13 protein-coding genes are annotated in these 14,406 nt (G+C 62.3%); 1 reads left to right on the top strand and 12 read right to left on the bottom strand.

Annotated features, from left to right (window positions below; all coding sequences use genetic code 11):
• Nucleotides 1-99: 99 nt before the first annotated feature.
• The 7 genes from leuB to HDE79_RS14790 all read right to left on the bottom strand — a co-directional run bounded on the left by leuB (nucleotide 100) and on the right by HDE79_RS14790 (nucleotide 6,774).
• On the bottom strand, nucleotides 100-1,191 hold the full coding sequence (gene leuB, locus HDE79_RS14820) for a 3-isopropylmalate dehydrogenase (protein WP_184602789.1): 1,092 nt from the start codon (nucleotides 1,189-1,191) through the stop codon (nucleotides 100-102).
• On the bottom strand, nucleotides 1,188-1,775 hold the full coding sequence (gene leuD / locus HDE79_RS14815) for a 3-isopropylmalate dehydratase small subunit (RefSeq protein WP_184602787.1): 588 nt from the start codon (nucleotides 1,773-1,775) through the stop codon (nucleotides 1,188-1,190). Before leuD ends, leuB begins: the two co-directional genes overlap by 4 nt.
• Nucleotides 1,772-3,181: a 3-isopropylmalate dehydratase large subunit gene (gene leuC / locus HDE79_RS14810; RefSeq protein WP_184602785.1), complete on the bottom strand. Its 1,410-nt coding sequence runs from the start codon at nucleotides 3,179-3,181 to the stop codon at nucleotides 1,772-1,774. Before leuC ends, leuD begins: the two co-directional genes overlap by 4 nt.
• Nucleotides 3,178-4,179, bottom strand: coding sequence for a branched-chain amino acid transaminase (locus HDE79_RS14805; protein WP_184602783.1), 1,002 nt, complete (start codon nucleotides 4,177-4,179; stop codon nucleotides 3,178-3,180). Before HDE79_RS14805 ends, leuC begins: the two co-directional genes overlap by 4 nt.
• A 35-nt stretch (nucleotides 4,180-4,214) precedes the next feature.
• Nucleotides 4,215-5,807 carry a 2-isopropylmalate synthase gene (locus HDE79_RS14800; RefSeq protein ID WP_184602781.1) on the bottom strand — a complete coding sequence of 531 codons (1,593 nt, stop codon included), beginning with the start codon at nucleotides 5,805-5,807 and terminating at the stop codon, nucleotides 4,215-4,217.
• 108 nt (nucleotides 5,808-5,915) lie between these two features.
• Complete coding sequence (locus HDE79_RS14795) at nucleotides 5,916-6,053, bottom strand: hypothetical protein (RefSeq protein ID WP_184602780.1); 138 nt, start codon at nucleotides 6,051-6,053, stop codon at nucleotides 5,916-5,918.
• Nucleotides 6,054-6,189: 136 nt separating this feature from the next.
• A complete protein-coding gene (locus tag HDE79_RS14790; RefSeq protein ID WP_184602778.1) occupies nucleotides 6,190-6,774 on the bottom strand; it encodes a TetR/AcrR family transcriptional regulator in 585 nt (194 codons plus the stop codon).
• Nucleotides 6,775-6,865: 91 nt separating this feature from the next.
• Here HDE79_RS14790 and HDE79_RS14785 point away from each other — a divergent pair, with 91 nt between their 5' ends.
• On the top strand, nucleotides 6,866-7,441 hold the full coding sequence (locus HDE79_RS14785; RefSeq protein ID WP_184602776.1) for a hydrolase: 576 nt from the start codon (nucleotides 6,866-6,868) through the stop codon (nucleotides 7,439-7,441).
• A gap of 84 nt (nucleotides 7,442-7,525) precedes the next feature.
• Here the strand turns inward: HDE79_RS14785 and thrC are convergent, their stop codons facing one another.
• From thrC to HDE79_RS14760, 5 genes are all read right to left on the bottom strand, one after another.
• Nucleotides 7,526-8,833, bottom strand: a complete 1,308-nt coding sequence (gene thrC / locus HDE79_RS14780) for a threonine synthase (protein ID WP_184603059.1) — start codon at nucleotides 8,831-8,833, stop codon at nucleotides 7,526-7,528.
• A 26-nt stretch (nucleotides 8,834-8,859) separates the two neighbouring features.
• Nucleotides 8,860-9,849 carry a homoserine kinase gene (locus HDE79_RS14775; RefSeq protein ID WP_184603057.1) on the bottom strand — a complete coding sequence of 330 codons (990 nt, stop codon included), beginning with the start codon at nucleotides 9,847-9,849 and terminating at the stop codon, nucleotides 8,860-8,862.
• Between the two features lie 53 nt (nucleotides 9,850-9,902).
• Nucleotides 9,903-10,994, bottom strand: coding sequence for a homoserine dehydrogenase (locus tag HDE79_RS14770; RefSeq protein ID WP_221440193.1), 1,092 nt, complete (start codon nucleotides 10,992-10,994; stop codon nucleotides 9,903-9,905).
• A gap of 153 nt (nucleotides 10,995-11,147) precedes the next feature.
• Nucleotides 11,148-11,309, bottom strand: coding sequence for a hypothetical protein (locus HDE79_RS14765; protein ID WP_184602772.1), 162 nt, complete (start codon nucleotides 11,307-11,309; stop codon nucleotides 11,148-11,150).
• A gap of 468 nt (nucleotides 11,310-11,777) precedes the next feature.
• Nucleotides 11,778-13,985, bottom strand: coding sequence for a TonB-dependent receptor (locus tag HDE79_RS14760; RefSeq protein WP_184602770.1), 2,208 nt, complete (start codon nucleotides 13,983-13,985; stop codon nucleotides 11,778-11,780).
• Nucleotides 13,986-14,406: the final 421 nt, after the last annotated feature.

The following is a 14,406-nucleotide window of genomic DNA, read 5'->3' as shown; positions in this document are numbered from 1 at the left end:
GCACCGGTGTGGAAGGCATCTGCTGAGGCGGCGGTATAAAAAAACTGGACGCGTCCCTGTGTCCAATCGGGGAACTGCAAATACGTTGAGGTGCGGGCTTCATGCGCTGGCGCCGGCGAACGAGGTTTCGGCGGTCTCGACGTGGCGGTCGATCGCGCGCAGCACCGCGTCGCGCACCGCATCGGTGCCGGCTTCGCCGCCGATGTCGCGTGTATGCGGGCCCTCGCGCAACACCTGGTCGACAGCCGCCTCGATCGCGGTGGCTTCGGCATCCAGCTGCAGCGAGTGACGCAGCAGCATCGCGGCGGAAAGGATGGTGCCGATCGGGTTGGCTACGCCCTTGCCGGCGATGTCCGGTGCTGAGCCGTGGATCGGTTCGTACAGTCCTTTACTGCCATCACCCAGCGAGGCCGATGGCAGCAGGCCGAGCGAACCGGCAATCGCGGCGGCTTCGTCGGTCAGGATGTCGCCGAACAGGTTCTCGGTCACCACTACGTCGTAATGCGAAGGTTGGGTCAGCAGCAGCATCGCCATCGAATCGACCAGCTGATGCTCGACAGAAATATCCGGATACTCCGGGGCGATGCGCTGCACCGTGCTGCGCCACAGCCGCGAGGTTTCCAGCACGTTGGCCTTGTCCACCGAGGTGAGGTGTTTCTTGCGGCCGCGTGCCAGATCAAACGCACGACGCACCACGCGTTCGATCTCGTGCACGGTGTATTTGCACTCGTCGGTGGCGGTGTCCTCGGTGCGCGTCTTGGCACCGAAGTAGGTGCCGCCGGTGAGTTCGCGCACGAACAGCACATCGACGTTTTTCAGCTTCTCGTTTTTCAGCGGCGACAGGTTGGCCAGTGCGGGATGCACTTGCAACGGGCGCAGGTTCGCGTAAACGCCCAGCGCAGCGCGCAACGCCAGCAGCCCCTGCTCGGGGCGAACCTTGGCATTTGGGTCGGACCACTTCGGTCCACCGACCGCGCCCAGCAGCACGGCATCGGCGCGTTTGCAGGCCTCCAGCGAGGCGGCCGGCAACGGCTCGCCAAAAGCGTCGATGGCGGCACCACCGATTGCGTGTTCTTCAAAAGCGAAAGTATGGCCGCCGTGTTTCGCGACGGCGTTCAGTACAGCCACCGCGGCAGCGGTGACTTCCGGGCCGACACCGTCGCCGGGCAGGGTAACGATATGTGCCTTCATGCGGCCTGGTCCTCGTGCTGATGTTCGTAAGCGGTAATCGCATCGTTCTGCTGCAACAGGTAGCCAAGCTGGTCGACACCGTTGAGCAGGCAGTGCTTGGCAAACGGCTCAAGCTCGAAACCGATGTGGCTGCCGTCGGGCAGCGCGACGAACTGCTCGCGTACGTCGATGCTCAGCTCGATACCGGGTTGTTCCAGCAGGCGGCGATGCGCATCCGCTGGCACCACGATGGTGAGCAGGCCGTTCTTCAACGAATTGCTGCGGAAGATGTCCGCGATCTCCGACGAGATCACCGCCTGCAGGCCGAAATCCAGCAGCGCCCAGGGCGCGTGTTCGCGCGACGAGCCGCAGCCGAAATTGTGGCCGGCCACCAGGATGGCGCAGCCCTTGGTCTCGGGCCGATTCAACGGAAAGTCCGGGTTGTCGCTGCCGTCGGCGCTGTAGCGCCAGTCGTTGAAGGCGAATTTGCCCAGCCCAGAGCGTTCGGTGGTGGTGAGGAAGCGCGCCGGGATGATGCGGTCGGTGTCGATGTTCTCGAACGGCAGCACGGCGGTGCGTGAGCGGATATGTGTCAGCGGCTTCATGCGGCCTGCTCCAGAAACGTGGATGGGTCGGTGATCTGGCCGGTGACCGCAGCAACCGCCGCCACCAGCGGGCTGGCCAGCACGGTGCGTGCGCCCTTGCCCTGGCGACCTTCGAAGTTGCGATTGCTGGTGGACACCACCAGCTGGCCCGGCTGGGCGATGTCGCCATTCATGCCGATGCACATGGAGCAGCCGGCTTCGCGCCATTCAGCGCCGGCGGCACGGAACACCTCGTCCAGTCCTTCCGCCTCGGCTTCGCGCTTGATCAGCACCGAACCGGGAACGATCAGGGCGCGCACGCCGGGCGCGACCTTGCGGCCGCGCATGACATCCGCTGCCTCGCGCAGATCGGACAAGCGCGAATTGGTGCAACTGCCGACGAAGACCACGTCGACCTTCTCTCCGGTCAACCGCTGGCCGCCGCTGAACTGCATATAGGCCAACGCCTTTTCTTCCTGGGCATCACGGGCAGCGGGAATGGCCGCGCCGATCGGCGTGACCATGCCCGGATGGGTGCCGTAGGTGATCGTGGCGCCGATGTCGGCGGCATCGATAAACACCTCGTTGTCGTACGCCGCACCGTCGTCGGTGACCAGCGATTTCCAGCGCGTCACGGCGACGTCCCATTCCGCGCCCTGCGGTGCACGCGGACGGCCTTTGAGCCAGGCGAAGGTAGTCTCGTCCGGGGCGATCAGGCCAGCGCGGGCGCCGGCCTCGATCGACATGTTGCACACCGTCATGCGCTGTTCCATCGACAAGGCCTCGATGGCACTACCGCGGTATTCGATCACCTGGCCGGTGCCGCCGCCCACGCCGATTTTTCCGATCACGTGCAGGATCAGATCCTTCGCGCCGACGCCAGGCTTGAGCTTGCCGTTGACGTGGATGGCCAGCGTTTTGGGCTTGCGCTGCAGCAGGCACTGCGTGGCCAGTACGTGACCGACTTCGGTGGTGCCGATGCCGAACGCCAGCGCGCCGAACGCGCCATGCGTGGCGGTGTGGCTGTCGCCGCAGACGATCGTCATGCCCGGCTGCGTAGCACCGTACTCGGGGCCGATCACGTGGACGATGCCACGGTGGTCACTCCCCCAGCCGTTCAACTCGATACCGAATTCGGCGCAGTTCGCTTCCAGCATCGCCACCTGCTGCCCAGCTTCCGGCGTGACATAGGCATAGTTGCCTGCCGCATCGGCCGGGGACGTTGGTGTTGAATGATCCAGCGTTGCCAGCACCTTGTCCGGGCGGCGCACGGGCAGCCCCCGCTGGCGCAGTTCGGTGAAGGCCTGCGGCGTGGTCACTTCGTGGATCAGGTGTAGATCAACGTACAGGGTTGCCGGGGTGTCGTTGGTTTCGGCCACCACCTCGTGGGCGTCCCAGACTTTTTCGAATAGTGTCTTAGCAGTCACGCCGCGATCTCCTTGGTTGACGGCTCTATGTGAGGAGTGCGGCCATGGATGGCCGCTTCTTGATCTTCGCGGTCAGCGATGGGCGCACTCACATAATTCAGCCAACCGCGACTGTCTTCGGTGCGGCCGTCGAACAGGCCAAAGAAGGCTTGCTGGAGCGCGCGGGTGATTGGGCCGGGCTCGCCCTTGCCGACGGGTTTACGGTCGACCGAGCGCACCGGTGTGACTTCGGCCGCGGTGCCGGTCATGAAAATCTCGTCGGCCGAATAAAGCGCCTCGCGCGGCATGTCGCGTTCTTCCACGCGCAGGCCCATGTCCTCGGCCAACGTGATGATGGTGTCGCGGGTGATGCCGGCCAGGATGCCGGCGCTGGTGGGTGGCGTGAACAGCCGGCCCTTGCGCACCAGGAACAGGTTTTCGCCGGCGCCTTCGCTGAGCAGGCCGTTGTGGCCCAACGCGATGCCTTCGTCGTAACCGCCGCGTCGTGCTTCGAACGCAATCAGCTGGCTGTTCAGGTAATTGCCGCCGGCCTTGGCCCAGCTCGGGAAAGTATTCGGCGCAGCGCGGTTCCACGATGACACGCAGACGTCGGCGCCCACCTCCAGCGCATCACCCAGATACGCGCCCCAGTCCAGCGCCATGATCGACACGTCCACCGGCGAGCCATCCTTCGGCAGCACGCCCAGGGCGCCGGCGCCGCGAAACACAATCGGCCGTACATAGGCCGAGGCCATCTGGTTGACGCGAATCAGCTCGATGCAGGCGGCGTTGATTTCGTCTTCGGTGTAACCGACGTCGATCTCGTACATGCTGGCCGATTCGAACAAACGGTGCGTGTGATCGGTCAGGCGGAAATACGCCGGCCCGCGATGCGTGGCATAGACGCGTTCGCCCTCGAATACCGAGGAGCCGTAATGCAAGGCGTGGGCGCTGACGTGGACGGTGGCTTCGGCCCAGGGCTTGATACTGCCGTTGTGCCAGATGAAAGGTGTGGTCATGACAAGTTCCGAATGAAGTAACGAATGCGTAGTAGTCAGAGATGGGCGACGGCGACGCGCTGCATGGCTGGCGTCTGACGTTCGATGCGGTTGACGATGTCCAGCGCTGCTAGTGCGGTGGCTTCGACGATGTCGGTGCTGACACCGTGGCCGCGCCAGTCGCGTTCGTTGTGGCGCACGGTGAGCTGGGCCTGACCCTGCGCATCGCCGCCTTCGCTGACCGAGCGCACGGCGAAGTCGGTCAGCTTCAGTTCGTTGCCCGCAGCGCGTTCGATTGCGCGCAACACGGCGTCGACCGGGCCGTCGCCGATCGCGGTTTCGCTGGCTTCCTGACCGTCGTCGTGCGCCAGCTTGACCGAGGCCGAGGCGCTGCCGCCCAGGTGCGTGGTGGTGTTGAGCTGCACGATCCGCCACGGGCCAGCGGCATCGGGATCCAGACCCATCGCGATGGCTTCCAGATCCTCGTCGTGGATTTCTCGCTTTTTGTCGGCTAGTGTTTTGAAGCGCGCAAAGATGTCGTCCATCGCGGTCTCGTCGACCTTTTGGCCCAGACTTTCCAGGCGCTGGCGCAGCGCGGCGCGGCCGGAATGCTTGCCCAGCACCATGCGTACCTCAGGAATGCCGACGTCTTCCGAACGCATGATTTCGTAAGTGCCACGATGTTTCAGCATGCCGTGCTGGTGGATGCCCGATTCGTGCGCAAACGCGTTATCGCCGACGATCGCCTTGTTGCGCGGTACGGCCTGGCCGGTGATCTGGGTCAGCAGGCGTGAGGTCGGATGCAGCTTGCGTGTGTCGATGCGGGTATCGACGTCGAAATAGGGCGCGCGCACCTTCAGGGCCATGACGATTTCTTCCAGCGACGCGTTGCCGGCACGCTCGCCGATGCCGTTGATGGTGCACTCGACTTGACGCGCGCCGGCGCTGATCGCGGCCAGGCTGTTGGCCACGGCCATGCCCAGATCGTCGTGGCAATGGCTGGAGAAGATCACCTTGTCGGCGCCTTTGACGTTCTTGCGCAGGTAAGTGAACAGCTCGAAGATTTCCGATGGCGTCGTGTAACCGACCGTATCCGGCGCGTTGACGGTGGTGGCGCCCGCAGCAATGGCGGCGCTGAACACCTCGACCAGAAAGTCTGGTTCCGTCCGTAACGCGTCCTCAGCGGAGAACTCCACTTCATGGCATAGGCCGCGGGCGCGCTCGACGGCCATCACGGTCGTGTCCAGCACTTGTGCCTTGCTCATGCGCAGCTTGTGCTCGCGATGCAGCGGGCTGGTCGACAGAAAGACATGAATGCGCGAATGGTTGGCTTTTTCCAGTGCTCGGCCGGTGGTGTCGATGTCGCCGGTCTGGCAGCGCGCCAGGCCGCAAACGGTGGTGGTCTTCAGCAGCCGGGCGATGTCGGCAACGGCAGCAAAGTCATCCGGCGAGGCCTGCGGAAAGCCGGCCTCGAGCACGTCGACACCAAGTGCCTCGAGCGCCTGCGCCATGCGCAGCTTGGCGCGACGGTCCATCGAGAAGCCGGGCGCCTGTTCGCCATCGCGCAAGGTAGTGTCGAAAATACGCACGTGATCGGCCGCTACGTCGCTGATGCCGTCGTCAGATTGCTGGTCTTGGTTTTTCATCATGGCTCCGCTGTGTGTGCGTTGCCGATGGCATTAAAAAACCCCGCTCCGTTGCCGGTGCGGGGTTCTTTGGGAGTCTTCAGGTTTTTCTATCACCCTGGACACATGCCCTCAGCCCGCACCTCCGTTGGTAATAAGGAGTACGAGTACAAGGGTAAGGAGAAGCTTGCCGCGCAGCTGCAGCAGGGCATCGACCGAGACGAGGCGGTTGGTCGGAGTACGGCTGCGGTGGCTTGTGCGTTGCGACATGTGGTTGACCGTAAGGCACCTTGGTAAAGCCTGTCAACCTTTTTCTGAAGTAGTTTCCTTGGTAACTTTTTTGTTGCGGGCAAATCCGCATTTGGACGGCTGGCCGTCCAGATGTTCTGCCACGCGTTCGCGCTGGCTACGACAATATCGAACGCAGATACAGTTGCAGCGCACGTTCCAGCTGGGCGAGTGCGTTCTTGCGATCAGGGAGGCCGGGCTCCGCATTTATTGCCAGCGCGGCCTTCATCAGTTGCTGGACGACTATCGTTGCCGCCTGCAATGTGACGAGGGGCATGCTGGGTGATTTCTGTCGCAAGATTGCCTGAAGCTCGGCACGCAAGCGCTTGCGGATGGCGGTGCCATGGCTTGCGGGGAGCGATGCCGATTCCGCAAGCACGGCAAAGGCCGGATAGCGCCGACGAAAGAGCACCAGAAAGCCGATCAGCTGCGTACCGAGCTGATCGATGTCCCATGTTCCGGCTTGTGCGACGAGTGTTGCCAACCTCGCATACAACGCTTCGGTGTATTCGGCCAGCAGCGCCTGTACCAGCGCTTCCCTGCTCGGGAAAAACTGGTAGAGCGAGCCGATCGAGGCGCCCGCGCGGGCGGCAATCTCGGTCAGTGTGACCGCATCGTAACCCTTCTCGACAAAGCAGCTGGCGGCCGCGTTCAACAGCGCGGCGACGCGCTCGTGACCCCGTTTGCGGGTGGGTTCGCGCATGGCTTGGCTTGCTTTTTGTGAGGTCATCCTCATAAAATCCTAAGTGAGGATATCCTCACATATATGCTTGAACTATGGTTTGGAGGCTATTGTGGAAAACTTGAATCCGCAGAATACCGCGCTTGTTCTGATTGATCTGCAAAAGGGCATTGCGCCCTTTGCCGGTGGGCCGCACAGCTCGTCCGACGTGTTTACACGGGCTGGTGCGCTGGCATCGCGCTTTCGCGCCTTGAAGGCACCCGTGGTGCTGGTGCGCGTGGGCTGGTCGGCTGATTTTGGCGATGCGCTCAAGCAGCCGGTCGATCGTCCGGCGCCTGTTTCGCCGAATGGTTTGCCGGCCAACTGGCTCGAGCTTGCCGATGAACTCGCGACCGAACCGGGCGATATTCTTGTCATGAAACGCCAGTGGGGTGCTTTTTACGGCACCGATCTCGACCTGCAACTGCGCCGTCGCGGCATCACGCAGATCGTGCTGGGCGGCATCTCCACCAACATCGGTGTCGAGTCGACCGCGCGTTCTGCGTGGGAGCATGGCTATGCCGTGATCTTTGCCGAAGACGCGATGAGCGCAGCGAATGCCGAGCAGCACCGCTTCGCGATCGACAACATCTTTCCGCGGCTGGGTCGGGTGCGATCGACGGCTGAGATTCTCGGGATCTTGGCCTGAGATCTGGGTCCGTCGAACCGAATCTGTCATTAGCACGGCTAGACGCTTTTGAAGGCATCCATCATTTGATACGCGTTGGCTATGTTAATGACTGAGCAGCCAGGCCTTGAGCGCTTGGTCATCCGCCGTCAGCGGCTCGGCGATGGCCGGGCGAGCCAGCATGGCGGAGAGTGCGTCCGGTACATCGACAGGGTGTCCGATCAACGGCTCGACCACGCTGTCGAACTTGGCCGGATGGGCGGTGGCAACCACGGTCCATGACGTGGTGTCGCCGGCGGCGCGCAGCTGGTCGAGCCGGTGCACGGCGGTCGCGGTATGTGGGCAGAACACCTCGCCGTGATCGCGGGCGTGTCGGGTGATGGTTGCTTGAATGGCATCATCGTTGACGCTGTACGCCTGCATTTGCTGGCGCATCACGCGTTCATCGGGAAAGGTCCAGCGCAACCGTTCGACGTTGCTCGGTGCACCTACGTCCATCGCGTTGGCAAGCGTGGTGATCGCCGCGCGAGGCTGGTAATCGGCACCGGCGAAATAGTCGGGTAGGGTGGCGTTGGCGTTGCAGGCGAGCTGCACCTGGCCGATCGGTAAGCCCATTTCGCGTACCCACAGGCAGGCCATCGCGTTGCCGAGGTTGCCGGTGGGCACGATGACATTGAGCGGTTCGCCGTGTTCGCGCCACCAGCCCAGCGCGGCGTGCGCGTAGTAGCTCATCTGCGGCAGCAGGCGCCCGAGGCTGATGCTGTTGGCCGAGGTCAGCGGCACGGTGGCCTGCAGCTTCGTATCGCTGAGCGCTGCCTTGACCATGCGCTGGCAGTCGTCAAAACGGCCGTCTATACGCAATGCGTGCACGTTGTCGCCGAAGCAGCCCAGCTGATGTGCCTGGCGTGGCGACACCTTGCCATCGGGATACAAAATTACCACCCGCAAACCGGGCTGGCGATGGAAAGCCGCGCCGACGGCGGCACCCGTATCGCCAGAGGTAGCGACGAGAATTGTCAGCGGTCGCGCATCGGCACGCGGCAGCCGGCGCATGCAGGCAGCGAGGAAGCGCGCGCCGATATCCTTGAAGGCGGCGGTCGGGCCGTGGAAGAGTTCCAGCACGTGCGCGTTGCCTTGCGGCAGTGCGCGCAGCGGCGTGTCTAGATTCAGTGATTCGGCGCAAATCGCAGGTAGTTCATCCGCCAGCGCATCGCCGGCGAAGAACGGCGCCAGAAGGGTGGCGGCGGTATCGGCGAGCGTGCCGTGCGGATCGAACGCGGACGCATCGAGTCGCGGAAGCGTCTCGGGCACGTACAGGCCGCCGTCGGGCGCGAGGCCGGCGGCAATCGCTGCGCTGATCGACACGGTCGGGCTGCCGCCACGCGTACTGACATAGTGCATCGAGGCAGCCATTGCGGCGGCTTTCAATATGGCTGCCGTCATGCGCCCTCACCGGCCGGAGCCTCGATCCAGGTATTTTCGTCTATGGCATCGATCAGTCGCGCGGCTGGGCCATCAACAGGGGCGACATAGGTGTCGCTGTCGAGTCCGGCGTCGGCGAACGCGGCGCGCATCGATGCGGCGGCGGCCTCGGCCTCGGCCCGCTGCTCGTACCAACCGAATACGCTGGGGCCGGCACCGGAGATGCTGGCGCCCATAGCGCGATGATCGAGCGCAGCCTGCTTCACGCGGGCGAAGTTCGGTACCAGCGAAGCGCGGCGTGGCTCCACCAGCACGTCCTTGAGGCCTTCGCGCACCAGCGCGGCGTCGCTGCGATAGCAGCCGGCCAGCACCAGGGCGAGGTTGGCACTCTGCGCCACGAACGCGCTCAGCGGATACTCGCCGGCCAGCGCTGTGCGGGCCTTGCGCGTTTCCAGCACGTAATGCGGATGCACCAGCGCGCAGTGCCACGCGGCAGGCACGGGAATGCGCAGCAGGCGATCATGGGTTGCCAGAACCAGGCCACCAAGCAGCATCGGGCCCAGGTTGTCGCCGTGCCGGCTGCCGCTGGCGACCGTTTCGCCATCGAGCGCAAAGCCATACAGTGATTCGTGCGGCAGCGGCTTTTCCAGCAGCGCGTTGGCGGCGATCAGCGCGGCCACGCACGATGCGGCCGATCCGGCCATGCCGGAACCCAGGGCGATGCCCTTGTGCAGCACGATTTCAAAACCATGGCGCAGACCGAGCGCCTTGCGCAGCGATATCAACGCGGCGCCGGCCGTATTGCCCTGCGCGTCGGTGGGCAGATCGACCACGCTGCCGTGGATTGCCGAAATGCGCACCACGGGTTCCTCGATGCGGCGCACGTCGGCGCGGTCACCGGCGCCAGCCATGCTGTGGCCGAGGATGTCGAAACCCACCCCCACGTTGCCCACACAGGCGGGGGCAAAGGCGAGAGCACGGCGGGCACGTTGCGGAGCGGATTTCATGACTTCCTGCGGCTGACTGTTCGGTTGTGCAGCGTTGTTCTGCGGTAGCGCGCTCATGCGTGCACCTGCAGCGATTCGGCGATGCGCAGCAAGTCGGCAAACACGCCGGCCGCCGTCACTTCCGGTCCGGCACCCGGGCCTTGCACCAACATAGGATTATCGCAGTAGCGGCGGGTACGAAACTGCACCACGTTGTCGGTCAGCCGCGTATGGGCAAATGCGTGTGAGGCCGGCAGCACCATCAGTCGCACGCTGGCGTGACCGGCATGGTCCAGATGGGCGACGTGGCGCAGCACACCGTTGCAGGCGCGTGCCTCGGCCAGCTTGGCCGCCATCGGCGCGTCCAGCTCGTCCAATCGCTGCATGAATTCCTCGCGCGGCAGAGCGGCCAGCGCCGCGGGCACCAGGCTTTCCACCGATACATCATCCAGCGACAGCGACCAGCCCGCTTCGCGTGCCAGGATCACCAGCTTGCGCGCCACGTCGGTACCGGAGAGATCGTCGCGCGGATCGGGCTCGGTATAACCCAGCGCATGCGCCTCGCGCACCAGTGCCGAAAACGGTTGCGCGCCGTCGTGGCGGTTGCACAGCCACGCCAGCGTGCCGGAAAACATGCCCTCGGCGGCCAGCAGCTCGTCACCGGTATCGAGCAGGTCGCGCAGCGTCTGTACTACCGGCAGCCCGGCACACACCGTGGCTTCGTAACGGAAGCGCGAGCCGTCGGCACACGCGCGCTGGATGGCCTGCCAGCGATCCAGCGGACCGCTACCGGCCAGCTTGTTCGGGGTCACCACATGCAGGCCGGATTTGAGCCACGCCGGGTAGCGCGAGACGATGTCGTCGTTGGCGCTGCAGTCGATCAACAGTGCATGGCGGCCGCTGTTGCGCACGTGCTCGGCAAAAACATCCAGGTCATTCGGCCGCCAGGTCTGCGCGCCGCCGTGGCGGCCGTTGAGCTCGGCGTCGTCGCAGTCCAGCCACATGCGCTTGCTGGCGACTACGCCGCGCAGTTGCAGGGTCAGTCCGCTGTCCCGCAGCAGCCGTGGCTGTGCCGCACGCAGCTGATCCAGCAGGGCGCTGCCGACCCGACCGGGACCGATCAGGCCAACGGCCAGCACCCGCTGACGCAGCGACGGAGGCGCCAGCGGGAAGGCCGCGCGACGTTTGAGGGGTTGTTCGGCGAGTTGGGGTGCACAGATGTTCACAGTAGCCTCCGGATGAGGCCCCGATCTCTGTGGCGGGTCGGTGTGTGCCGGCTCGCCTCTTGGAGGGCGGAGCCGTTGCGCGTTTGTTAGAACCTATTCGCGCACCGACTCCCACCCCGTACCAGTACCGGTCGTGGTGGTAATCGTAATGGTGGACGAGGAAATGCCAGTCGGCGCTATGCCTGCCGACGATGGCATGACGCCGGCGTTAACCGGTGCGAAATGCATGCGTGCTGGCAGGAAGGTCGATGACATGACCTGAACATAGATGCGATGCAGCAACGGCGTCAATAGGTGCAATTGAAACTTTATGCATCGGCAAGATGGCTGCCTTCGGCCCAACGCAAACCGGACGGCAGCGGCGGTCCGAATAAAAAAATGAAGTATCCGGCGCAGCCGGCCCGTCTCCGATTTGGCCGACGAATGAACGATCAATGGTCGTATCGCAACGGCACCGCCGCGAGGAACCAGACAGCGGTGTCGATGCGTTGAACCGTGTTTCTGGATTTCCGTGCTGGAGAGTCTGCCGAGGACGTACGTACCCGGCACCACTTCAAGCGGTCCCGTTTCCGACGAGTGGGTATCCAGTTGCAGCCGGACGGCAACAAGCTGTTCCAGAACAGTTACGGGAGGCTGGACGAAAACCAGTCCTTCCTTTTCGACCAACCTCCCCGACCTGCAACATCCAGTCGCTCGCTCACAGAAGCGTCTTAGTTCCCTCTATCAAAGCTTCGCCGAGAATGTGAGCTCATAGCTGCGCTCGGGTATCGTGAAATACAGCGGCGTATTGTCTTGGACGGTGTAGCCAGACAGGTAATAGATGCTCTTGTTGTCGAAGATGTTGTTGACCTGCACGCCGACCTTGATGCTTTTCAGCGCGCCGAAGCCCTCGGCAAACGTGTAGCTGGCCGCAAAGTTGGTGAGGGCGTAACCGCCAAACGGCTGTTGCAGCCCGGTATCGCCGTAGCGATGGCCGACAAATTTATCGATCAGCGATGCATAGAGTGGCCCGCTGCTGTAGATCAGGCCCAGCGCGGCGGTCTTGTGCGGCGCGTCCGGTAACCACTGATTGGTGGCGTTGTCGATGGCGCGATTAAGCGAGCCATTCGCATACACACTGAAGCCGTCACCGAGCAGGTAGGTGCCTTCCGCTTCCAGACCTTTGTAGACGGCGCCACCGGCGTTATAGAACGTGGTGATGGCGCCGATAGTGCGGCTTTCGATCTTGTTATTGAAATTGATGTAGTAACCGTCCGCCGAAAGCGTGAGACGTCCATCAGTCCAGGTGGTGCCGAGTTGCTTATTGATGGTCTGCTCGGGTTTGACCGTATTGTCCTGCGGCGCGATGGTATAGAGAGTATTGAGGTTGGGCGCCAGGAAGCCCTTGGCGATCTGCGCATACGCGGTCCAGTCGTCACTCAACTGCCAGTGCAGCGCCAGCGATGGCAGCAACTTGTTGTAGTCCTTGGAATACTGGAGTGGTTGCAAGGTGCCCTGATTCACGGCGGCATCGATGCCGCGCTTGAAGTCCGCGTACTTCACGCCGCCGGTCAGTGACACCTGATCGGTGACGTTCCAGTTGTATTCGATATAGGGCTGAAACGTCGTCAGGGTATTGTGCTGGTCGCGATCGGTCGCGGCCAGCTTCGACGGCGCGTTGAATGCATAGTCGAGGTTGTCGTCCACTTCGTAGAGCGTACGCAGATTACGCTGGTGGTCATACCAGAAACCGGTGCGCAATTCACCCGGGCCGAGATCCTTGCTCAGGCGGAAGATATCGCCCCACGAGGTATAGGTATTGCGCAGGCGCTGGCCCGGAACGTCGGCGGGACTATAGATGGTGCCGTTCGGGTATTCACCATTCGGGTCTTCGCCATTGGAGCCGAAATGGTTGTAGTCATAGGTATAAGCCTTGTTATCGATCGTCCAGCCATCGAACGCCGAATGCAGCGCGATGTAACCCATGTATGTGCTGATGTCGTCGAAGTTGTAGCCGTAGTAATCCTGACTGTATGGGTTGTTGTTCAGGCCGTAGTTCGCGCCGTAGGTATTGATCTCTTCACGTGTCGTGCCCAGCGGCACGTTCTGATGGATCTTGTTGTACATGCCGACGAAGGTGAGCGTGGTGTTGTCACCGATCGGTTGCACAACCTTGGCAAAGATGTTCTGTCGGCGCTGTCCGGCATAGGTCAGATAGCCGTCCGAGCTGGCGTTCTCCACGTTGATCAGCGCCGTGGTACCACCGGTCTGCTGGATCACACCGGTATCGAGCTGCGCGCCTTCAACCCAGGTGCCGAAGCTGCCGTAGGTCAGGTAAGGCTCGATGCCGAACGTGTCTGATGGGGTACGCGAACCCACCGCGACGGTGCCGCCGAAGGTGGCGTTACCCAGCGTGCTGGCTGTGCCTGGGCCGCGATCGACGACGATGCTGCCGGTGTCCTGGGTGGTGAAGTACGAGGTCGAGTGATGGGTGAAGTCGTTCGAGTCGCCCCAGGGAATGCCATCGAACGTGACGTTGTATTGGCCGTCCTGGAAGCCGCGCATGGTCACGCTCTGGGCCTCCATCAGGCCCGGACCGTTTGGCGCGACAGTGGAGACGCTCGGTGCGATGGAAATCGCGTCGCTGTAATCGCCGGTCGTCGCCACGTTCTCGCGCAGGTACTGCTCGCCGATGATCGACTGCGGCTGTACTGCGATCATCGAACCCTGCGTCGGCGCAATCTGATCGACGGTGACGGCGGCACCGGTGACTTTTACCGCATCCAGATTTTGCACTTTCTTGGTTGAATCTGTTGTGGCGTCACCGGTCGTCGTTGGCGCAGAGACGGCCGGAGTCACGTCGCTGGCGCGACTGGCCAGCGGCAATGCTGCAGCCAGACACAAGGCAAGTTGAGTGCTCTTGAAAAGGGTAGTGCGACTTATCCGCTTCATGGTTATCCAGTAAAGAGTGGTTAATGACCTGACGACCACTATTTCTAGTTTCAAACCATGACAATTTGATAACCAAATTGTCGTTATGAAGACTATTTTAAAAATACCAAAATAATACTTAAATACTAAGCTGAAACTAAGCGTGCATAAGAAACAAAGCGCAAATTTTTACGGTGAAATTGCTGCCTGTTTTCTGCAAATTTCAGCCCGTTTAAGTCACAATCTGTACTAATGTATCGTGGATTTCAATGATCGTGAAGTTTTAGCGAAGCGGAACTCATGCCTTGACCAAAGCGGCTTTTGTGCATTTGAGTTGATTATCTCGTGTGATTCAAGTGTTGCATCATTAAATAGATTATTGAACGTATGATGGCTGTGCCGGATCGAAGCTGCACAGAAGTTGTCTTTCCGGTTATTTTAT

It is taken from the genome of Rhodanobacter sp. MP1X3 (assembly GCF_014207165.1).
In the GTDB taxonomy this organism is placed as follows: domain Bacteria; phylum Pseudomonadota; class Gammaproteobacteria; order Xanthomonadales; family Rhodanobacteraceae; genus Rhodanobacter.
This window is presented reverse-complemented; position numbering and strand designations above follow the sequence as displayed.